This window comes from Lysinibacillus fusiformis, assembly GCF_002845985.1.
GTDB classification, from domain to species: domain Bacteria; phylum Bacillota; class Bacilli; order Bacillales_A; family Planococcaceae; genus Lysinibacillus; species Lysinibacillus fusiformis_D.
In genome coordinates this window covers 47,810-67,521 of record NZ_PDFK01000003.1, presented here as the reverse complement: position 1 = coordinate 67,521, position 19,712 = coordinate 47,810, and the positions used below count along the sequence as shown (strand labels likewise).

General features: G+C 39.4%; 33 protein-coding genes and 1 pseudogene. 11 read left to right on the top strand and 23 right to left on the bottom strand.

Annotation, left to right across the window (positions count from 1 at the left end; translation table 11 throughout):
- Window positions 1–379: 379 nt before the first annotated feature.
- The 3 genes from CRI88_RS11010 to CRI88_RS22460 form a co-directional block, all read right to left on the bottom strand.
- Window positions 380–598 carry a hypothetical protein gene (locus CRI88_RS11010; protein ID WP_080717073.1) on the bottom strand — a complete coding sequence of 73 codons (219 nt, stop codon included), beginning with the start codon at window positions 596–598 and terminating at the stop codon, window positions 380–382.
- Between the two features lie 185 nt (window positions 599–783).
- Window positions 784–966, bottom strand: a complete 183-nt coding sequence (locus CRI88_RS22465) for a hypothetical protein (RefSeq protein WP_230593830.1) — start codon at window positions 964–966, stop codon at window positions 784–786.
- Between the two features lie 71 nt (window positions 967–1,037).
- Window positions 1,038–1,280: a hypothetical protein gene (locus tag CRI88_RS22460; protein ID WP_180957795.1), complete on the bottom strand. Its 243-nt coding sequence runs from the start codon at window positions 1,278–1,280 to the stop codon at window positions 1,038–1,040.
- Window positions 1,281–1,427: 147 nt separating this feature from the next.
- On the opposite strand from CRI88_RS22460, the gene CRI88_RS11005 reads away from it, so the two are divergent.
- The 5 genes and pseudogenes from CRI88_RS11005 to CRI88_RS10995 all read left to right on the top strand — a co-directional run bounded on the left by CRI88_RS11005 (window position 1,428) and on the right by CRI88_RS10995 (window position 4,316).
- A complete protein-coding gene (locus CRI88_RS11005) occupies window positions 1,428–2,048 on the top strand; it encodes a hypothetical protein (RefSeq protein ID WP_101966777.1) in 621 nt (206 codons plus the stop codon).
- Window positions 2,049–2,199: 151 nt separating this feature from the next.
- Window positions 2,200–2,907 (top strand): DNA alkylation repair protein, encoded by a 708-nt coding sequence (locus CRI88_RS11000; protein WP_101966605.1) that lies wholly within the window; start codon window positions 2,200–2,202, stop codon window positions 2,905–2,907.
- A gap of 100 nt (window positions 2,908–3,007) precedes the next feature.
- Window positions 3,008–3,163, top strand: coding sequence for a hypothetical protein (locus CRI88_RS22810; protein ID WP_257982891.1), 156 nt, complete (start codon window positions 3,008–3,010; stop codon window positions 3,161–3,163).
- Window positions 3,164–3,166: 3 nt separating this feature from the next.
- Window positions 3,167–3,268: pseudogene (locus CRI88_RS22805) on the top strand (DUF2975 domain-containing protein); the annotation flags it as partial.
- A gap of 457 nt (window positions 3,269–3,725) precedes the next feature.
- Window positions 3,726–4,316: a copper amine oxidase N-terminal domain-containing protein gene (locus CRI88_RS10995; protein ID WP_058843076.1), complete on the top strand. Its 591-nt coding sequence runs from the start codon at window positions 3,726–3,728 to the stop codon at window positions 4,314–4,316.
- Between the two features lie 40 nt (window positions 4,317–4,356).
- On the opposite strand, the gene CRI88_RS10990 is transcribed toward CRI88_RS10995, so the two are convergent.
- Window positions 4,357–4,641 (bottom strand): hypothetical protein, encoded by a 285-nt coding sequence (locus CRI88_RS10990; protein WP_036122715.1) that lies wholly within the window; start codon window positions 4,639–4,641, stop codon window positions 4,357–4,359.
- Between the two features lie 106 nt (window positions 4,642–4,747).
- Window positions 4,748–5,524 (bottom strand): N-acetylmuramoyl-L-alanine amidase, encoded by a 777-nt coding sequence (locus tag CRI88_RS10985; RefSeq protein WP_036122718.1) that lies wholly within the window; start codon window positions 5,522–5,524, stop codon window positions 4,748–4,750.
- Window positions 5,525–5,886: 362 nt separating this feature from the next.
- Here CRI88_RS10985 and CRI88_RS22800 point away from each other — a divergent pair, with 362 nt between their 5' ends.
- Window positions 5,887–6,375, top strand: coding sequence for an aminoglycoside phosphotransferase family protein (locus tag CRI88_RS22800; RefSeq protein ID WP_257982890.1), 489 nt, complete (start codon window positions 5,887–5,889; stop codon window positions 6,373–6,375).
- A gap of 322 nt (window positions 6,376–6,697) precedes the next feature.
- Here the strand turns inward: CRI88_RS22800 and CRI88_RS10975 are convergent, their stop codons facing one another.
- The 5 genes from CRI88_RS10975 to CRI88_RS10955 form a co-directional block, all read right to left on the bottom strand.
- Entirely contained in the window at window positions 6,698–7,519 is an 822-nt protein-coding gene (locus tag CRI88_RS10975) for a DnaD domain protein (RefSeq protein ID WP_036122725.1), read from the bottom strand.
- Window positions 7,520–7,622: 103 nt separating this feature from the next.
- Window positions 7,623–8,042: a hypothetical protein gene (locus CRI88_RS10970; protein ID WP_051891658.1), complete on the bottom strand. Its 420-nt coding sequence runs from the start codon at window positions 8,040–8,042 to the stop codon at window positions 7,623–7,625.
- A gap of 103 nt (window positions 8,043–8,145) precedes the next feature.
- Entirely contained in the window at window positions 8,146–8,454 is a 309-nt protein-coding gene (locus tag CRI88_RS10965; protein ID WP_036122729.1) for a hypothetical protein, read from the bottom strand.
- A gap of 105 nt (window positions 8,455–8,559) precedes the next feature.
- Entirely contained in the window at window positions 8,560–8,769 is a 210-nt protein-coding gene (locus CRI88_RS10960; RefSeq protein WP_230593831.1) for a hypothetical protein, read from the bottom strand.
- An 817-nt stretch (window positions 8,770–9,586) separates the two neighbouring features.
- The gene (locus CRI88_RS10955) at window positions 9,587–9,871 is read right to left on the bottom strand and encodes a DUF5316 domain-containing protein (RefSeq protein ID WP_101966604.1); all 285 of its coding nucleotides are present in this window, start codon (window positions 9,869–9,871) and stop codon (window positions 9,587–9,589) included.
- A gap of 242 nt (window positions 9,872–10,113) precedes the next feature.
- On the opposite strand from CRI88_RS10955, the gene CRI88_RS10950 reads away from it, so the two are divergent.
- Window positions 10,114–10,290 carry a hypothetical protein gene (locus CRI88_RS10950; RefSeq protein ID WP_036128914.1) on the top strand — a complete coding sequence of 59 codons (177 nt, stop codon included), beginning with the start codon at window positions 10,114–10,116 and terminating at the stop codon, window positions 10,288–10,290.
- 89 nt (window positions 10,291–10,379) lie between these two features.
- Entirely contained in the window at window positions 10,380–10,712 is a 333-nt protein-coding gene (csaA, locus tag CRI88_RS10945; protein WP_036128917.1) for a chaperone CsaA, read from the top strand.
- 12 nt (window positions 10,713–10,724) lie between these two features.
- On the opposite strand, the gene CRI88_RS10940 is transcribed toward csaA, so the two are convergent.
- The 4 genes from CRI88_RS10940 to CRI88_RS10925 form a co-directional block, all read right to left on the bottom strand.
- Entirely contained in the window at window positions 10,725–11,609 is an 885-nt protein-coding gene (locus CRI88_RS10940) for an AraC family transcriptional regulator (RefSeq protein ID WP_036128919.1), read from the bottom strand.
- A 506-nt stretch (window positions 11,610–12,115) separates the two neighbouring features.
- Window positions 12,116–12,673, bottom strand: a complete 558-nt coding sequence (locus tag CRI88_RS10935) for an isochorismatase family protein (RefSeq protein WP_036128921.1) — start codon at window positions 12,671–12,673, stop codon at window positions 12,116–12,118.
- A gap of 60 nt (window positions 12,674–12,733) precedes the next feature.
- Entirely contained in the window at window positions 12,734–13,372 is a 639-nt protein-coding gene (locus tag CRI88_RS10930; protein WP_036128923.1) for an O-methyltransferase, read from the bottom strand.
- Window positions 13,356–13,691, bottom strand: coding sequence for a hypothetical protein (locus CRI88_RS10925; protein WP_036128925.1), 336 nt, complete (start codon window positions 13,689–13,691; stop codon window positions 13,356–13,358). The genes CRI88_RS10930 and CRI88_RS10925 overlap by 17 nt, the downstream gene beginning before the upstream one ends.
- 145 nt (window positions 13,692–13,836) lie before the next feature.
- Between CRI88_RS10925 and CRI88_RS10920 the strand changes: the two genes are divergently transcribed.
- The gene (locus tag CRI88_RS10920) at window positions 13,837–14,037 is read left to right on the top strand and encodes a hypothetical protein (protein ID WP_036128927.1); all 201 of its coding nucleotides are present in this window, start codon (window positions 13,837–13,839) and stop codon (window positions 14,035–14,037) included.
- 183 nt (window positions 14,038–14,220) lie between these two features.
- On the opposite strand, the gene CRI88_RS22455 is transcribed toward CRI88_RS10920, so the two are convergent.
- From CRI88_RS22455 to CRI88_RS10905, 4 genes are all read right to left on the bottom strand, one after another.
- The gene (locus CRI88_RS22455) at window positions 14,221–14,376 is read right to left on the bottom strand and encodes a hypothetical protein (RefSeq protein WP_170829804.1); all 156 of its coding nucleotides are present in this window, start codon (window positions 14,374–14,376) and stop codon (window positions 14,221–14,223) included.
- Between the two features lie 140 nt (window positions 14,377–14,516).
- The gene (locus tag CRI88_RS10915) at window positions 14,517–14,699 is read right to left on the bottom strand and encodes a hypothetical protein (RefSeq protein ID WP_036128929.1); all 183 of its coding nucleotides are present in this window, start codon (window positions 14,697–14,699) and stop codon (window positions 14,517–14,519) included.
- Between the two features lie 15 nt (window positions 14,700–14,714).
- Complete coding sequence (locus CRI88_RS10910; protein WP_101966603.1) at window positions 14,715–15,335, bottom strand: NAD(P)-dependent oxidoreductase; 621 nt, start codon at window positions 15,333–15,335, stop codon at window positions 14,715–14,717.
- Between the two features lie 87 nt (window positions 15,336–15,422).
- Complete coding sequence (locus tag CRI88_RS10905; protein WP_257982889.1) at window positions 15,423–15,830, bottom strand: hypothetical protein; 408 nt, start codon at window positions 15,828–15,830, stop codon at window positions 15,423–15,425.
- A gap of 216 nt (window positions 15,831–16,046) precedes the next feature.
- Between CRI88_RS10905 and CRI88_RS10900 the strand changes: the two genes are divergently transcribed.
- Entirely contained in the window at window positions 16,047–16,571 is a 525-nt protein-coding gene (locus tag CRI88_RS10900) for a hypothetical protein (RefSeq protein ID WP_101966602.1), read from the top strand.
- 115 nt (window positions 16,572–16,686) lie between these two features.
- On the opposite strand, the gene CRI88_RS10895 is transcribed toward CRI88_RS10900, so the two are convergent.
- Together CRI88_RS10895 and CRI88_RS10890 are read right to left on the bottom strand one after the other, a co-directional pair.
- Window positions 16,687–16,986 carry a hypothetical protein gene (locus tag CRI88_RS10895; protein ID WP_036128937.1) on the bottom strand — a complete coding sequence of 100 codons (300 nt, stop codon included), beginning with the start codon at window positions 16,984–16,986 and terminating at the stop codon, window positions 16,687–16,689.
- A 161-nt stretch (window positions 16,987–17,147) separates the two neighbouring features.
- Window positions 17,148–17,351, bottom strand: a complete 204-nt coding sequence (locus CRI88_RS10890) for a hypothetical protein (protein ID WP_170829805.1) — start codon at window positions 17,349–17,351, stop codon at window positions 17,148–17,150.
- A gap of 72 nt (window positions 17,352–17,423) precedes the next feature.
- Here CRI88_RS10890 and CRI88_RS10885 point away from each other — a divergent pair, with 72 nt between their 5' ends.
- Complete coding sequence (locus tag CRI88_RS10885) at window positions 17,424–17,732, top strand: transposase (protein ID WP_101966601.1); 309 nt, start codon at window positions 17,424–17,426, stop codon at window positions 17,730–17,732.
- On the opposite strand, the gene CRI88_RS10880 is transcribed toward CRI88_RS10885, so the two are convergent.
- The 3 genes from CRI88_RS10880 to CRI88_RS10870 are packed head-to-tail and all read right to left on the bottom strand — an operon-like array spanning window position 17,726 to window position 19,597.
- Window positions 17,726–18,409, bottom strand: coding sequence for a DUF1963 domain-containing protein (locus tag CRI88_RS10880; RefSeq protein ID WP_101966600.1), 684 nt, complete (start codon window positions 18,407–18,409; stop codon window positions 17,726–17,728). The two genes, CRI88_RS10885 and CRI88_RS10880, sit on opposite strands and share 7 nt — an antisense overlap.
- The gene (locus CRI88_RS10875) at window positions 18,399–18,974 is read right to left on the bottom strand and encodes a DNA-3-methyladenine glycosylase I (protein WP_036128944.1); all 576 of its coding nucleotides are present in this window, start codon (window positions 18,972–18,974) and stop codon (window positions 18,399–18,401) included. The genes CRI88_RS10880 and CRI88_RS10875 overlap by 11 nt, the downstream gene beginning before the upstream one ends.
- A gap of 26 nt (window positions 18,975–19,000) precedes the next feature.
- The gene (locus tag CRI88_RS10870) at window positions 19,001–19,597 is read right to left on the bottom strand and encodes a class I SAM-dependent methyltransferase (protein WP_101966599.1); all 597 of its coding nucleotides are present in this window, start codon (window positions 19,595–19,597) and stop codon (window positions 19,001–19,003) included.
- Window positions 19,598–19,712 lie beyond the last annotated feature (115 nt).

Genomic DNA, 19,712 nt, shown 5'->3' with positions numbered 1-19,712 from the left:
CCGATGATTCTGCACAATTAATAGAGATTGTAGAAACAAATGTCCCGAATATTGATTATTTACTGGCTCCTCTATCATTCATACCGCGTCCTGTGTAAACATCAAGCACTCCTTTAGTACTATCGCTCCGAGTGTCAATTTGGCTAACTAGATGATTGATGCAGAAACAAGACATTTAAGATAACCTTACATATGAATAAAGCTGGAGACCAGTCTACTACCGGTTTCCAGCTTTTTCGTGGTGGATGCTTATGCTCCGATTTTGAGACGCTTCCTGACAATTCGGTTATTTTATAACACGCTTTTGGCTGCGTATCCTTGTGATTTTGTCTTTGAGCGGAATTACAAGGAAATATAGCAAATTACCTAAACCATTCCTTCATTCCCCTGATGAGCCGCATGAGGAATCGCTAGTGGATGCGCTATAATCAGCACAATGATGGCTTTCCTGTGAGGAAATCTGTGCATCATTTGTTAGAAAATCGTTTGTTGGGTGACTATGGTGTGATTGCTCGCTCGATTTATTGTACGGTTGATTGAGCATACTGACTATACCGACGACAACGATGATCCCAATAAACAAGATAAATAAAGTCATTTATATCAACTCCTCTCAACCATTTTATATATTATACCATTTATTGTTATTGTTTACAGTATACTATGGATTGTTTCTGGATTTCTTTTATTGCTAATGTGTTTTGTAGAAAGGTGGCATTGGTCTAGTGGACGTGAAATGAAAGATAAAATAACACCACAATCACGATGATTGTGGTGTCAGTATTATGATTGCGATTTACGTGTTGCAGATTTTTTCGAGCGAGTACCTTCGTTCGAATTTTTCTTTTGCTCTTGTGTTAAAGCATTTTCTTCACGCACATCTAAATCATCTGGACTTAAATCTGTCGCTAATTCTGCCAACTCTGACTGACGTTTATATTGCTTGCCCTTCGACAAAATGATCACCTCCAAGTAGTCTTACATTGCCCTATTTGGTTTGATCTATTCCCAGTACAGTATGAAATGATTATTTCTAGCTAAACTAATTTCACTGTCTGCTGGTTCAAAAGATGGTCATACAGTTGCTCATATAATTTATGGTAGGTCGCAAGGCTATGCTGCTTGGTATAGTCAAAGTCCTTGTCAGAAACGAAATGATGTGCACAATTAAGAATCCATACGGTTTGCTCAAATTGACTATTCCTTTCATGTTCTTCAATGAGCATCGATAGAAGGTGTTCTTGGCGGTACATTTCTTTTATAGAATGTTGTTTTTTCATTGTAAAGTTGTCAATTGTACGAGAAAGCGATGCCTAGTAGGATTCTTTTCATTGATAACTTTTAACACGCCAGAAAATCATATACAGTCCCCCTTTCCAATATAATCTATAACATGTCATTGATAAGGAAAGAAGGGCGATGGAATGATGACGATTATCACAAAGCCATCCATTGGCTTAACCCAATTTACAGACTTCACGATGAAGGGAAGTACAGCCAAGACGAAGTTTGTGAAAGATATTAAATATCAGGGAGATTATCATCCAATTAAAGATTATTGGAAGGCATTACGCGATGGTTTAAAAAAATACCATGAACAGGGTTTGCCTGACAATTATTTACTCGATATGATCGATAATGCCCTCCCTGCACGTCAGAAAAATTATCAGGATGTCGTAAAAGCCTATTTAAAATTTTTAAAAAATAAAAATGTTCAGTGGTTTGAACCAGGTAAGGCTAATTGGTATAGTGATGCATTAACGGTGCGTTCCAATCCTGAACTTGGTTTAATCATCGACGATATCCCCTACTTGATTAAGCTGTATTTCAAAGGTAAAAATGAGCGCATTGATAAATATAAATGCCAATCTGCCTTAACCCTCCTGAAAAACTCTCACTACGAAATAGAACACCCTGACACTATTAAACATGCCATTTTAAACGTGCAAAAAGGTCGCTTGCTGACTGAAGATCAGTCGACGGACGATCATCGAATTGCGCTGGAATCCGATGCAGCCCAATTTATGTTTATATGGAATAGGCTCTAACCTCTTCAACCAAGCTAAATCTCCCAAAAGGCATTCATCTAACATAAAATCATTATTATTAGGCGATTTTATCTGTATCCTCCATGACAAATGAGTGTTTGTTATAGGATAATGGGCTTGTGTCTATTAAAGGTAAAGGAAGTGCTACTGGATGAATGCAGAAATGGTGATGCAGGAGCTAGAGGCTCTAGGCAAGGAACGGACGAAAAAAATGTATCTGTCAAATGGTGCACAGGAGCCACTGTTTGGTGTGGCAACAGGAGCTATGAAGCCTATTGCGAAGAAAATCAAAATCAATCAAGCTCTAGCAGAAGAACTTTATGCTACAGGTAACTATGATGCGATGTATTTTGCAGGCGTTATTGCTGATCCCAAAGCAATGACTGTGGAAGATTTTGATCGTTGGATGGATGCCGCTTATTTTTATATGCTTTCTGATTATGTTGTAGCGGTCACGTTAGCGGAAGCCCCTATTGCACAGGAGGTTGCGGATGCATGGATTGCCAGCGGTGAGGAGCTAAGAATGTCAGCGGGCTGGAGCTGCTATTGCTGGCTTTTAGGAAATCGCAAGGATAGCGAATTTTCTATAAGCAAATTAGCCAACATGCTGGAAGTGGTAAAAAATACAATTCATGATGCACCAGCACGCACGAAATCTGCGATGAATAATTTTCTATACACAGTGGCCATTTCCTATGTACCACTTCATGAGCAAGCCATTGAAACGGCACAGGCAATTGGTCCAGTGGAAATGAAAAGAGACAACAAAAAAAACACTACGCTAAATGCTTATGAAACGATTCAAAAGGAAGTAGAGCGAGGCAGACTTGGTTTTAAACGAAAATATGTAAGATGTTAAACACCGTGTCTAATAAGACATCCCTCCCACAAGGATGGATGTCTTTTTTAGATAGAAAACAATGAATTTTAAAATCAAGGTAACCAATGAGGTGCTTTGAATGAAACAGAAACAAAGGGCAACCATTTTCTTGAAAATTGTCACTATTCTGCTAGGTATTTCTGCTTTAGCTTTAGGGCTATGTTGGTTACTTGACATGGCTAATCGAGACGCAGTAGCACATCCCAAATCTGCTTATTTGTCCTATCTTTTTTAATCTATGTGTCTGCTCTATGTGTTCCCTACTTACATTACGTTATATCGTCTCTTAATCAACACCGACCAGCATAAAGCGTTCTCGGCATCGTCTGTAAAGGCTTTGAGAACTATCAAATATTGTGCATTCACGATTGTTCTCTTTCTTGCACTGGCATTGCAGCATCTATCATCATGTTTACTGACAAGGAAGACATAACTGGCATTACGATTCGGCATAATCGCTTACGCTGCATCTACATTTTTTCGAGTTGCTCGAAAACCAGTGCCATCCGTCAGAGGCACAGGATATTGGTTTGCCATAAGACATGGGTTTCAACACCCGCTGAAGCAAAATAAATTGGCACTAACAACTTTTAATTGTTAGTGCCAATTTATCGCCTATACATGTCCTACTACTTCCGCTGTTTCGAAAATTCTTCGTAAAAGGGCTTCATTTTATACGCCACATGCCTACTGCTCTAGTTCCCTCCAACTTTTACAACTATTTTACTATAAAAACATATCAAAATTTACTTTTTAACAGTATAATAATTACATATTTCAATAATAGGAGGGTATTTATGAAGAAATTGGTTTTATTAATGGCGATGTTTACATTATTTCTCGCTACAGCCTCTATTGCGGAAGCGCATCCTGGGCGTTTAGATGGCAATGGTGGGCATAATTGCTCGGACAAGTCCAAAGCGAAAGGGCTATGTTCAGGCTACCATTATCATAATGGAGGGTCCTCCTCAGGTGGTCAAAGCCAATCTACACCGACACCAAAAGCAACTACAGCCCCAGTGTTGACAAAAGTTGCTGTCTATTTAAATAATGTAAAGCAACATTACACGCCTGGCGCTTATATGAAAAATGGCACAACATTAGTGCCGATGAAGGCCATTTTTGAATCACTTGGAGCAACAGTTGCTTATGAAAGTGCAACGAAAAAAGTAACGGCAACAAAGGGCAGTAAAAAAATTGTGCTTGGTGTGGGGAATAAAATGGCTTATGTTGATGCAAATGGTACTACATCCACTATCGCCCTCAGCCATCCAGCTGAAATTTATCAAGGAACAACGATGGTCCCTCTAAGATTTGTTAGTCAAGCACTTGGTGCAAATGTAACATTTGATGAGGCAGCATTGATTGTTTATATCTCGACCAATTAATGGATAGGCTTTACAGCAGCATTCCTCAGGATGCTGTTTTTTATTGTTGCTTAAAGTCAAAGTCGTACTTCTTATTAATTTTCCCAGCAATGGTTTCTAAAAATGATGCCACTGTCATATTCTCGACTTCATTTGTATACCATGCTAGTTTCGCACCATAGTTCTTTTTATTATAATTCACTTCTAAAGGCCAGAAATTTTCCGTTTTATAAGTATAATCAAACTTCACATATAATTGTTTCCCCTCTGGACATTCCATTATCACCTTGTACAATGGTTTTTTTCTTTCTTGCTCGAATTTCACTTTTTTTATTTTCGTTAACATCAAAACCCCTCCTCTCTTCTACTACATTCGACAAAACTTTGAAAAAACCTTTATTTAATGAAAAAGGATAAAGCTCGCTTTTGCATGCAAGCTCTATCCTCCCCAGTTAATTCGCTATAAATTTATCGTAATAACGTTTAAGCATTGTCGCCATTTGTTCCCTCGTGAGAGCGCCTGCTGGATTCATGTTCTGACTGCCATCGCCTCGGATAATTCCTTCGTTAACGGCCCATTCCCATGCCTCTTTATGAGATGCTCCTACTTCCCTGCTTGCTTGTAGGCTAGCTTTTTCAGCTAATAAGCTTTTTAACATCGCAATTTCTTGTTTCAGCTCATTATATTGTGACACTGTTAATCCCTCCTCAAGTCCATTTTTAATATCTAGCTGGAACTGTGCTTCTGAAATCCCCATACTTTTTAAATAGGCAAAAGGATCTTTGTGTGTGGTACCTCCTAGATTTTCCGTAATCCATCGATGTGACTTAATGCCGTTACCATTGCCATCTAAAACAGTTGGGACTCCTGCCTCTATGGCAAGCTTACGTAACAGCCAAATATACGCTGCATAATCCTTTTTAAACTGTTCCTTATTAGCTGTCCGTGCCAGCTCCACCTGGGCATAGCTATATGGATTTCCTTTTGGACCACAGCCATATTGCACACGATTCACGGGGGCTACTTGTACGATTCGTCCACCACCGCCTACCCAGTGGGATACAAAAGCATTCGCTTTATTTCTATTCATATAGGCAATCTCGTTTTCCAATGCGTTTGGACCAGTATTGCTGCTATTACCTGATTCATGCGCCACCACATATTTTATAGCCGTGAGCGCTTGATTCGGTAACCCTGACATGATCTGTTTTTCAATAACATAACTCATACTACACCACCCTTTCCTATCATTTTTTCGTGAATGACAGCTATGTTATCCATTTCTACTATTTGTGATGTTCAGGGAAAAACGATAATTAATCAGAGGTATTCCTTACGGGGCTTAACAGGTTCTTTTCTTGCATACGACTATTGCTATCATTTCACCTCTCTTTCTGAGTGTGAATGATACAAAGACATTCACTTATAGTTAATAAATGCTCCCATACCAGTGATTTCTAGTTAATTGTGCTCTTTTACTATTTTTTATATATGATTTTTTTACCCCTTCCTACTATCCAAGACATTGACAAAGATTGCTTCCTATAGTATTTTGTATCTTCTAAAATATTGAAAGTGAGGGGATGACATGTGCGTATAGTAGATATATTTCAGCAATTGCCAAGCTTAGATGGTTTTACGCAAATAACCAAAGTCCTCAAAGGCTATTCTCCTGATACTAAGTATCTCGTAACTGTGGGAGAAACGCGCTTTTTTGTACGATTAGCAGATGTAGCGCATCGTGAAAAACGCAAAAATGAATTTATGTTGCTACAGGAATTAGAAAAACAGGGTGTAAAAACACATAAAGCGATTGACTATAAGGTGCTGCAAGAAGCCCATTTAACCGCAACGGTCGTTCGTTTTTTAGAAGGAATACCCGCGGATGATGTCATCCAGCAATTCACTGACTTTGAGCAATTCCATCTCGGTCTTGCTGCTGGGCAACAATTGAGAAAAATCCATCAAGTGAGTGCTCCGCCAATGCTCAATTGGGAGGCGACACAGCGCAAGAAATTCTCTGCTTATTGGAAGGCATACCAGCAAGGTTCCTATCACATACCACAGGAAGCAAAATGATGAAGCTTTATTGAGGCGCATCTGCCACTGCTAAAACATCGACCTGTGACCCTTCTCATGACTTTTATAATCTTGCCTTATTTAGTAGACGTCACAGCATCCCCTACTGCATCGGGCAAATCAATGGCTATTTTTCGGCTACTCCAGACGATACATTTTGGCAGCTTTATGCCTTATATGTGGCAATGACGGTCTTTTCCACCATTGTTTGGACACGCCAATATGACCCACGTTCTTTTGACGATGCGTTAGCAAGAATTCACTTGATATTACAGGATCATGATGACTTTTCATCAACCAAACCTTTATGGTATTCGGACGATTATATGCTCTCTAATAATGCTAATATTTTTTGACGTTCCGCTGCAAAATCCATTGTTGGCTGTTGATCACATAGTACTTCCTCTTCATGACGCTGATGAAACCACTTCGGAATGATTTCTTGACGTCTGTTAACTTGCTGTCGTGCCATCTGTTGCTTACGTGCTTGAAATCGCTGCTGCTCGATGGCTATATCTTCCATGCTTTTTATTTTTTTGCTATACCAATTTTGCAAAATCTTTTCTACATACCGCCAACGTAATACATTGTGTTCCACTGCTAGCTTCATCGCATGTATAACCATTTCCTCCGTAAAAATAGTGAGCCAATGATGAATTCTCTCACCAATATGGGCAGTTTGTGCACCAAAGCCTTGTTGCTCGTAAAAGTGATAGACAGAGGGTGCAGATTGTTTATCATCATCTATATTTTTTAGTAATTTATTATTTAGTAATTCATTATTTAGTAGTGTGGGCTTTTCCGTTTGTGGTGCTACCGTTGACGCATTTCCCGTTGACGGCATGGCAGCAAGTGCTGGAGCTTCATATACGAGAAACTCCACCTTACGAAACTTACCATCTTTTGTTCTCTCTTGAATTTTTTGAAGATAACCCGTCTGTATCAGTTCGTCTACAATTCGTGCAGTCGCTTCTCGTCCACATTTACTGCGGGTTGCTAAATCGGCAAGACTAAAAGACCAATCATCTGGTAAGGACAGCATATAAGCAAGCAGCCCCTTCGCCTTCCAGCTTAATTGATCATCATTTAAAAATCCCTTGTCCAAGACAACGAAATTCTCCTTTTTGGCTACTCTATAAATCATTATGATCCCCTCTTTCTGTCAAATTCCCTTTCTTATTATATAAAGGGAATTTTTCGAAAAAGGGACATAAAAAAAGAACATGCCACAACAGCATGTCCGAATTTTATTGATAAAGCTCTTGATAAACGATTACTTTTAACGCAGCAAGCTCTTCATCCGACAATTTTCCTTCAACCATTTGCAGTGCTTCCTCTTGTGTCATCGAGCCATCTTGCAATTTCACACGAATGTCGTTCAGCTCCGTGATCCCCACTTTTTGAATTAATACTTTAGTCGCCTCTTCTTTTGTCGTAAACGGCAATGTACTGCTGTCAACCGTTTTTGCTTCCTCCATATAGGCTTTCAACTGAGGGTCATTTTCAATGGTATTTTTGATTTCTTCCTTTTGTCCGCTGCTTTCTAATTCCGTTGACAACGTATCTACGATTTTTTCAGAGGCAAATTTTGTGCCGAAATGTAACACACCATACCCAGCTACGCCAAGGAAAATAATCATCACTACTAGAAATTTAATGAATCTCAAATTCTCACTCCTTTACCCACGTTCATCATACTATATGGAGCAGGTCGTTGAAAAATAATTCTCCCTAGAAATTATGTAAAAAAACCCCATCAGTCGATGAGGTTTACTTCACATATTTCAAATACTTTCGCACAAATTCCACAATGTACAGAACTTCCTCCTCTGTCATCGTCAGAAGCTTACAAACACGTTGAAGCCTAGCAGGTGATGTTATTTGCTGGCGAACTTGATGGATATACATATATTTACATTTGCGTGGATTTACTTTATCTCGTATTTGCTTGTAGCGAAGATAAGCATAACGTGCAAAGGCATTGAGCATCTCCCGCTCCTGCTCATCACGCTCTTTCTTTCTGGCAGCCTCATCAATGATGTCCGTGTCAAATGTCCGTGTACCATCTGTTAATTGCATAGTACCACCTCTCTATTACAAATGTACTCATCCACTATTAAATGCAATAAAACGTGTCACACCTAGGGTAGATGTGACACGTTTTATGAATTTTATATGTACCGATTATTGAGAGCGCTTCCTTCTTTGATCTCGCTTCTTCAACATATAGCGCGTGATCCCAAGTGTGATTACAATTTCATTAATTAACAGGAATTGAAAACCATTTGCATGTGCATTGCGCCAATCATAAATACCCCAAATAATTAGTGTCAAAAGAACAACAGCAAGTGTGTATCTAGAAGCTTCTGGGTAATAATCTTTTTCTTCATCCATAGCACGCGACATCCTTTCTATTAGAGGTGAATAGACTCTTATTTTGATGGATAGAACACTTTTTTCAAGCGATAGAACTACTCTGGTTGGAGCGTTCATCTAGATTGATGGATAGAATTCTAAATGTGGTGGATAAAACGCATATATTAATCGATAGAATACTTATTTTGATTGATAAAACTCTTTTTTCGATTGATAGAACTGCTCTGGTTGGATTGTTCATCTAAAATTGATGGATAGAACTCTAAATGTAGTGGATAAAACGCATAAACTGATCGATAGAAACCTTTATTTGAGCGATAGAACTACTCTCAGTGGAGCGTTCATCTAGATTGATGGATAGAATTCTAAATGTGGTGGATAAAACGCATAAACTGATCGATAGAAACCTTTTTTTGATCGATAGAACTACTCTGGTCGGAGCGTTCATCCAAATTGATGGATAGAATTCAACATGTGATGGATAAAACACATATATTGAGCGATAGAATACTTATTTTGATTGATAAAACTCTTTTTTCGAGCGATAGAACTGCTCTAAGTGGATTGTTCACCCAAATTGATGGATAGAACTCTAAATGTAGTGGATAAAACGCATATATTGAGCGATAGAAACCTTTTTTTGATTGATAAAACTTCTATGATTGGATTGTTCATCTAGTTTGATGGATAGAATTCAACATGTAGTGGATAAAATGCATAAACTGATCGATAAAACGCTTTTTTTGATTGATAGAACTACTCTAAGTGAATCGAACCACTATTTTGAGCGATAGAACTACTTTGAATGGAGTGTTTGTTCAGATTGATGGATGCTTCAGAGATAATAGGCGAAGATGGCTACAATAATGTTGGGTAAGGCTAATAGTGACGCGTTAGTCATCATGCGATTGCGTTCGTTTCTAGCTTCTTTTGTTTCTGTAGCGAGATTGGCTCGTATTCTATCTCCGCTCGCTATTGCTCCTGACATTACTATCGAAACAAAGATGAAAATTCCGCCTAGTATCCCTGAGAGCAAATGCGCTTGCTCGGTACCCCATATGAAGATGGAACATACAACACCTAGAATCGATAATATCGTGCCAATGCCTATATACTTCATTTTCAGCCCCCCTTTATTTTATTATACGGCTAACGTCTTCTATTTGTTTCAATAATTCCAAAAATTACATGCATTATGTAAATGAGAGTGGCCATCCTATTACGTTTTTTTTGCAGGAGGCTTTCTTCCTTTATTACAAAAATACGCTATTTGATTGATGCTTAGTATAGTATGCTCGCCAAACGTTCATAGTAAGTATGGTGTGAAATTCACACCGAATCATACGACGGAGGGATCAAATTATGAATGGAATTCGTGAAGGTTTAATCCCTACTATCCTAGGGTCGGCTGTTACGGCTGCTGGATATGCCATGAAGCAAAAGCATGGCTCTAACAAAATGGTGGCCAATACCCTCTTTGGTTTTGGGCTAGCACACATTGTGTTAGGAGCTATTGACCTGGTAGAGCATCGTCGTTAATGAGAGAAGAGCGCTGCACGTGCTCTTCTTTTTTTGAATATTTTTCTATTCAATGATAGCATTGTCATAAAAGAAGAAGGAGTATGATTATGGCTACCATTGAAGATTTTATAGCACTTGATATACGAATTGGCACGGTTATAGAGGCAGAGGAATTGCCAAAAGCGCGTGTTCCTGCGATTAAAATGACCATTGATTTTGGTGAAGAGCTTGGCATTAAACAGTCTTCTGCACAAATTACCAAGCGTTATACACCGGCGCAAATGATTGGGAAGCAAGTAGTGGCAATTGTTAATTTTCCTCCCCGCCGTGTCGCAGGATTTAAGTCAGAGGTGTTAGTTATTGGTGGAGTGCCTATAGAGGGCGATGTGATCCTGTTAACACCTGATCAGCAGGTACCAAATGGCACAAAAATACAGTAAAGAGCCTTTGCATTACGCAAAAGGCTCCTTTTTATAAATGGGGATCCATATTTCACTTGTAAATGTTGGGGAGGAGAAATCGGTGCTTGCATGGCGTACGATTTCAGGGCCAGCTACTTGCTCATAGCCAGATGATGGGAACCATTCGGCATAGATGCGGCCCCACATTTCCTGTAGTGTTTGCGGGAATGGTCCGACCGCTTCAAATACGGCCCACGTACACGCAGGTACATCCAACTCAGTAAAGTGGTGGGTACCTTTTTCTGTTGTGGCTACTCCAATATAATGGTCGAGTTCTCCCTTTTCTTCCATTCTCCCTTCTGAAAAGTTGGTGGAGGCTTGGATTATCCCCTTTGGTTCGATATTGGACAGCTTTTTCAGTTGCTCAATGTCCGCCATTGTCAAAGAGCGAGCCAGCTCTGTTATTGCTTGATTTTCTCCTTGAAAAACAATGGGTACTCTTTTCATGAGTCCGATAATGTGAAATGCTTCTTTTTGCTCGAGTCGGTAATTCATTTCACTACCTCCTTTAATAGTAAGTTGGAAGGTCATCCGGGGGAATGCTTTTAAGATTTGACCACTTTGCCTCGCCTCGGATGGTGTGATGCCGTGCATTTGCTGAAAGGCTCTTGTAAAAGCATCTGCGGAGCGATAGCCATAACAAATGGCAATATCAAGGATTCTCCTAGAGGAATGAGACAGTTCTAGAGCGGCAAGTGTCAACCGCCTACGACGAATATACTCGGACAACGATACCCCTGCTAGAAAGGAAAACATTCGTTTAAAATGATAGTCCGAGCAATAAGCTATTCTTGCAGCCTCTTTTAAGTCTATTTCTTCTGTTAGATGAGCTTCAATATAAGCTACTGCCTCATTTAATCTTGTTAAAGAATCCATATCCATCACCTTCCTTATCACTACCTTAACAGGCATAACAATACGACATCCGACAATTGATGCACCATTTAGTCGCCTTTCAAAAAATAATCTATCGAACAGGCAAATAACTAACTTTCGAAGCTATTTTCTCATATATATAATAGTGTAAAGCTAATTTTTTAGCCTTACACCTCCTGACTTGATACTTAGGGTCACTGCTCGCACGGTGGCCCTATCCATTATGACCAGCAATAGCTTACATGTCAATATTTGTAAAACACCCTTATAAATAGAAGAACTCATGATGCAATGTAATTTTTAAATTTTCTGTATATTCCATTTACTACTATTATTAAATATAGCCAAGCGATCCTTTTTCAAGCATACTATGCGCTTTATTTAAGGGGGTCTTTGAATATTCAGGGGCTATGTTTGATACGTTTTAGCATCGTATGTACTGTAGTAGGATGATTTTCAATCCTAATATGAAATGACCAAGAACCTAGATTCTTGGTCATTTTTTGTTAGCGATAATTATTATGTGTTGGTTTAAATAGTGCTTCATCGGCGTTGCGCACAAGTGAGAAATGATCCACATTGTAATGGCCATGTAAAATGTCGTTATGATGTGCAATAATAACTTCTGGTGATAAACAGTCGGAGCCGTTAGTGGAATGACCTTCTGCCACTAATGTGACATCAAAGCCATGAACGGTTGCTGTTTTTACTGCTGTATCCACACAATGCTCGGTTTTACAGCCCATCATCACTAAATGTTTAATGTCATGGGTCTGTAAATAGTCCAGTAAGCCTGTTTTGTAAAAAGCATTCGTTGCCAGTTTATCAAAGAAGACAGCTGTCGTTGGAACTTGGATCGCTGGATGTACTTGAAAGCCTTCCCCTTCGCCACCTGCCACATCTTGGTCACGAACAAAAATAATATGTGCCTGGGCTTCCGCGGCCTTCTGGATGACGGCATTGATTGTCTCCAGTAATTCGTTTTTCTGATAGACGGCTTGTTCATCCTGATTACCCTCGATTAGTTCTTGCTGTGCATCAATCACCACTAGTGCTTGCTTCAAAAGCATCTCTCCCTTATTGTTTGCTAACAATATTTTACCATTAATAGTAAATTAGTTATACTATTTTTTAACTTTGGAAACGGTTATACCATCCCCAATTGGGAGAAGGATGGACTCAAGCTGTGGATGATTAGCGATCGTCACGTTGAATTTTTTCATGATGGCTGTATAACGCTTTGGTGTAGCCTCAGGGTCTACTACACTGCCCCCTGCAAGGACATTGTCTGTCACAATTAATGCACCAGGGTTTGCCAGCTTGATGCACGCCGTTACATAATTTTCATAATTATCCTTATCCGCATCAATAAAGAACAAATCAAAACGTCGTCCATCTGCTACTAGCTTTTCCAGACTGTTTAATGCAGGGCCCGTCAAATAGGTAACCTGCTTCTCAAAGCCTGCCTTGGCAAGATTTTTAGCAGCAAGCTGTGCATAGCTTTCATCTAACTCTAATGAAGTCAATGAACCTTCTGCATCCAATCCTCTTGCCAAACAGATGCCACTATACCCACCGAGCGCACCGATTTCTAATAAAGCCTTAGCCCCTGTAATCGATACAAGCATCGTCAGCAGTTTCCCTGAAGATGGTGACACGGAAATGGCAGGCATGCCTTTTTCTGCAATCGAGGAAATAACATTCTCTAACAGCGTATCCTGCTGATAAAATACCGTATCAATATAGTTATTCATTTGTTTCATGCACATTTTCCTCCTGTCGACTGTCAGCTGCTTCCGTTGTTTCACCTTCCTGAATGTCAAATAACTGGCTAAATTCTTGGATGACCATGTCAATCGCTTTTAATTCCCCTATCAAAATTTGCTGAATCGATTGAAACTCAGGCTGCTCTAATTGCTGTTTAATCGTTGCTCGCTTAACATGTAGCATTTCTAAAAATGAAATGGCCTTGCCTCGTCGGAATGTTTTCGCTCCTCGCTGTGCTGTACCATCCATGCCTCTATGACGTCCTCCACGGTGATGTCCTTCTCGCATATGTTCTCTAAATCCAGAACCTCTCATTAATAAAAATCCTCCTTTTGTATACAAATGTATACATTTATTTAAACTAATTGTATACATTTGTATACGAAATGTCAATTAACATATTGCTTTGCTAGTCAGACATATGCTAGAAAATAGGCAGGTGGAAATGGAGGTCAGTTGATTGAAAAGGATTATAAAATATGTTTTGGGAATCGGTACTTTATTGATACTGTCAGGCATATTTTTGATTGGGGCACAATCTCACTATAATCAGCAGGAAATTAAGATTGCTAGTAAGCTATGTCTTGAAAATGGAGGCCAGCCAAAAATCGTACGAGATTATTTGGCATTGAATTATTCCTTTTCATGTCGAAAGGACTGAGGTTGTACATAATGCAGGCAGTGGTATGCTAGAAATTCTAATCTATTTCTCGGGCAAATGGCTAGCGAACAAAATTACTTTTTCATATGTATAGTAGTGTAAAGCAAATCTAGCCTTTCCAAAGCTCTCCTGTTTTGAGGTCACTTTCCCCTGAAGGTGGCCTTTTTGCCATTAAAAAAGACGTCATGTAGACGCCTTTAATGTTTGATCGATATCCTCAATCAACCTATCGACTTGTTCCTTTGTGATCTTGATGACATATAATTCTGTCGTTTCGATTCCATCATGGCCTGTTAGGTGTTGAGGATATTGACAGTTATTTGATATTTCTTTGTCCATACAATCACCTCTTCAATGATATATTCGACATAAAGTATAGCAAACCTTCTATAAAAAGGAAAATATCAGTATATTTTTTCACTCATTTTGAATATTGGATTGACTGCTGGTATGAAAAGAAGTTAAAGCAATAAGTTCATTTAGACTATTTGCTTACCAAATTTCGCAATTTTTTTGAGATAGAATGTACCCATAAAAACTAGAATACTGCCATAGATTTTCAGCATCACATTTCTAACAGACGCCTCTTCAATCGTTGTACTGAGGAATGTAAGTCCCACGACAATGATAACCATACCAATGATGGCATGAATAATTTTCATCTCTCATTCCCCTTTTTAATACGCAATACCTACCCGTGTCTTCAAAAATTCCTCGCTAAAGATTTGTTGATAGGCAAAGTCTGCAGTATCTGCTACTGAAATTTGAGTGCCACCCTCTGGCAAGAAATCACGTTCGATTCGGTAGTTCCCTGTCCAAGCTCCTTTAGGTAGATAAGTAGGACAGACAATCGTCCAGTCCCTATCAGACTGCTGTAATTGTTCGAATACATGTTGGTGCTCCTGTGCGGCAAACGTGGATTTTTGTTTAGATTCAGTCGATTGATAGCGGAGAATCGTCGGTGTAACACGACTTTGTAAAATCCCTGCTGTTCCGATTGTAATGATTCTTTTCACCTGTTGTTGTGTCATCGCCTCAAGTATCAACGGTAAACTCGCCGATAATGTATCGCGACCATCTGTATTTAATGCACTGACCACCACGCCCACATTAACCATTGCCTGCTCAACATCCTGCCTATTTAAAACATTTCCTTGAATAACACGCAGCTGTTGATGATGTTGCTGTATTTTATCAGGATCACGGACCAATATAGTGACCTCGTGCTGATCCTTTAATGCCAGCTCAACTAGATGGCTACCTACACGTCCACTCGCCCCTAATACTAAGATTTTCATTGATCTCACCTCTTTTCTTATTATAGCATGCTTTAATTTCCCTTTATATGTAAAAGGAGACACTATCCCATGTGCCTCCCTCTCAGCTCATTTAGCCTCTATTAGCTGGACATTAACCATAAATAGAGGGATATTGTTTTTTCTGGCCAGCTCGTCGATGATGGATTGAATCTCACTTTCTGTACTTACATCAATTTCTTCGCCATTGTGTAATTGAATCGTGATGACCTGATGTTCTGGCGAGTCTATTAAATAGCCAACCGTACTATCAGGGGCGTAGCCTACCTCTCGTATCTCCTGCAACACCTTTTTCGTAAAATCTGTAGTCTGTAATTTTTGGCCAAGCTCCTCTGCATAGGGAGTTGGACTATTCGTACTGGTCGCTGTGGTTAAAGGCTGCCTTTGTACAATTAGCAATGAGATCACTACTATTAAGCACATGAAAAGAAAGAAGATTTGCAGTATTCTCTTCATACATTCACTCCATTTCTTCATGAAATTAACAGGCGGAAGTCTAGCAATCTTTTCTCCTGAAAACTGTTAGGGTTATCACAATTATCTATGGCTATCTCTCTCTTGATTTTTCAAAAAATAATTTTAAGCTGTCGCAGGGGGCAATTACCAAGAAGTATCGTTCATCATTTCATAGATTATAAGTGTAAAGGTTAGCGCTACCATTACTAAAAAACTAACAAAAAGGGAGATTAAAAGATGCAAGATAGTAGATTTAGCCATTATATGAATTGGAATAAGAAAAAAGAAAAGTGCTGTGAACAGTATGTAAAATGTAATTGTCATTTACAGAAGAAATGTGAGCACAAAGTAGAAGAATGTAAGTGCAAGCATAAGTATGACCAATATAAATGGGAACATAAACAGGATGGATGCAAGTGTTGGCAAAAAAATGAGCCATGTCAGCGGGAACAAAAGCATAAGCACTGCCATTGCAAAAAAGAGGAAAAATACTGTGATGAAGAAGATTATTACTACGAGGCGGAACATGCTAAAGATCACCACTGTAAAGGCTGTATTTGTCATCAATTAAAATGTCTGTCTACTGGTGCTTTCGTAGATGTTATTTTAGCAGGTGGCGGTAGCTTCGCGGGTATTTATTTTATCAGCTTAGATCCTAAAACTTGCTGTGCAACATTCTTTGAGGTAGCCGGTGCAGTCGCATCACCACTCATCATCGATTGCCAACAAATTATCGCCATTAGAAGTGCCAATCTAGCGTAAATGTTTGAACGCCCTGTTGGATACCAATTCATATACTATAAATCCTACCACTACTAGCAAATTTGATCTTCTGCCAGGTTATTTGACTCAAACCTGGCAGAATACATTTTTTCTATTATGCATTCACAATCACTTTGACAATGGGCTCTAGTTTTCCTCTATTGACATCGCCAAGATAATCAACATCTACTACGACAGCTCGTGGCTCAAAACGTTGAATACATTCTATGAGGCGAGTTGTGTTCAGCTTCTTTATACGTTGGAAGGGTTTACGAGTTTCACACTTGATCGCATATTCTCGAAGCGGACAAGGGATCGTAAACGTTGATAAAATAAATGCTACATTTTGTAAAATGCCTTCCACTCCCGTAGCATTGCCATTAACATTACTTAAAGCCGTTACTTGATGTGTCATACTATCAACCTTTCTTCTACGTTCATACAGTTTAATTGGCCTTGGAAAAAGAGCACTTTGTTATTTATGCGGGCAAATCAAAAATTATGAACATTTGTTTTTATGTACCCTCAGTTATTTTTATTCAAACAACTTCTTCGTTGATAGTTTGACAGACAAGCTTAGCGCGTAATGGCATAGTATACAACATACAACCAGCTAAAACAGCCATGGATGATTGCCCAAATAATCGAATGATGGACACTCCATGAAATCGTTATCGCTAAAACTGAACCAAAGCCAATGCCATTTTTTACGACCGTTTTATGCTCCACTCTTTTCACCTTCTTTGTTCTTTTCACCTCTCCATCTTGCCAGCGCAACATGTTTTCCTCCTATCGTCAATGATGTTTATGCATAAGCGAACAAGGGCATCCTGAAAGAAAGGATGTGATGTTATGACCATTTTCATTTTGGCTACCACCATTGTGATCCCGAGTCTTATGGTTTATCTACAGCTCAAATGGGCGATCTTTCGCCTGCTGTTCAACATAGTAGGAATCATCGCTGCCATACTTTTCAGCACGATTGCTGCTACTTCTATAACGCACATTATTCTTGAGGATGCGGTTTTTATGACAACGATTCATGCGGTTTTCTTAAACCCTCTTTTTCTATTGACAGGAGCGTATCTCGGTCTATACTTGATTAACCGAATCATCGATTGGACCGTTCGTGAAAAAGGCAAGCCCTCTTCCCTTCAGTAGAAATCGCAATAGACGCGCCAAGTCTGCGTTGTTGGATTGTAGAAAAAATAAAAATTGCCATGATCCACAATGTTCAATCGTGCCTTCGCATCCGAGGCAATTTGGAGGACAAATGGTGTATCCTCTCCAAAATCATAGCCACTCTGACAGAAGCTTGGGTAGCCACCGATTTTATGAAGCGGATAAAGGTCTTCTACGATATCCTCAAAATATTCTAGCTCCTCTTCATGCTCCAAGGTCAAAATATCTTCTTCTATTTGAAGCGGTATACCTCCCCCATCCCATACTGGATAGTCATTCGTAATAAGCTTTGGTTGGAGAGGAAATGCACGAATGCCATCATGCTGCCATTCACGCTTTACTAAACCTTCCAATGTCGTGTATGTTCTAATATGAAAATAAGGACTAAGATCATCCTCCGTTAGATGATCCAAAAGACGTTCATCAACAAACAGTGTGACTAATTGAAAAGGCTTTAGCGCTACTGGTACATAGGGTAGATCTTTTAAAAAGAAGGTAGCAAGCGGCTGATAGCCAGAGGGTGGTTGTTCCTCTGGTAAAGACCAGCCGACATAGCCAATCCAGCTTTCCAATAAATCATGTGTCGGTCGAATACCACCTGTTTGAAAAATCGTGGCCTGCTTTGCTAGTTGCGCACGAATATATTCAATTGTCATGCGCTAGCTCCTTCTGGCGACAGCAGCAATCCGTTGTATGATCATTCACCATGCCAACTGCCTGCATAAAGGAATAGCAAATCGTGCTACCGATAAATTTAAAGCCGTCCTTCTTTAATTGCTTGCTCATACGATCACTAATTTCTGTCGTCACAGGTACATCTTTTATAGATGCCCATTCATTCATCAATGGCTGGTGATCAACAAATCCCCAAATATAGTCAGAGAATGAACCGTATTTTTCCTTGATTTGTAGATAGGCTTTAGCATTTGTCACCACACTAGCAATTTTTAATTTATTGCGCACGATTCGTGTGTCTTGCTGTAATGCCTGTAGCTTGTCCTCTGTATAATGTATAATTTTTTCCACATCGAATTGATCAAATGCCTCACGGTAGCCTTCACGCTTTTGTAAAATCGTCCACCAGCTTAGCCCTGCCTGTGCTCCCTCTAGACAAAGCATTTCAAATAAATGCTGATCATCATAGACTGGCACTCCCCACTCCTTGTCATGGTATGCCACATACAAAGGCTCATCTAACTTGACCCAATCACATCTTTTCATTTTATTCCCTCCATTTTATGTATCTCTTACTTAATGGCTGTCATACAGAGCCACCCTTTACTCGATTTTTCCGTAACATAGACTGTTTGAAAACCTGTACGTTCTAATAATTGCTTCATAGCAGCTGGTGTTTGATAAGCTTCCATATGGTAATTCATTTTATATAGCTCTGCTATAATAATAAATTTTCCTCCGTTTTTCAGCACCCGCCATACTTCCTTGACATCCTGTTCTAATGATGGCCAAAAATAATGTGTTTGAAAGGCTGTAATGGCATCAAAAAATTGATCCTCGTATGGGATGCTTGTCACACTCGCCTCTTTAACCACTACTTTGCCACTGGCGACATGTGCTTCATTCAGCTTGATGGATTCCTTCACTGCCTGCTCAGAAATATCTATACCATAGATTATACCATTTGGATTCAAATTGGATAGAATTTGAAGCGTTTTTCCGCCCCCGCATCCAATGTCTAACACACGATCCCCATCATTGATGGCGCCTTGCCGAATGAGCCATGCATACATACCTCGATGGGCAATATTCATTATCCGTAGCATCCATGAGCCAATCCAGCCATTAGGTTTTTTCGCTTGTTCAATTAACGTTTGTAAGAGTGACATTCAGTAGATTCCCCCTTTTTCAGTACTGGTGTTAAAATAGAAAATGTAACATTAGTGGAAGCTCTTACTAGTTTGTACGTGCTAAAAATCGTTTCGTTTCATTTTTTTCCAGGGG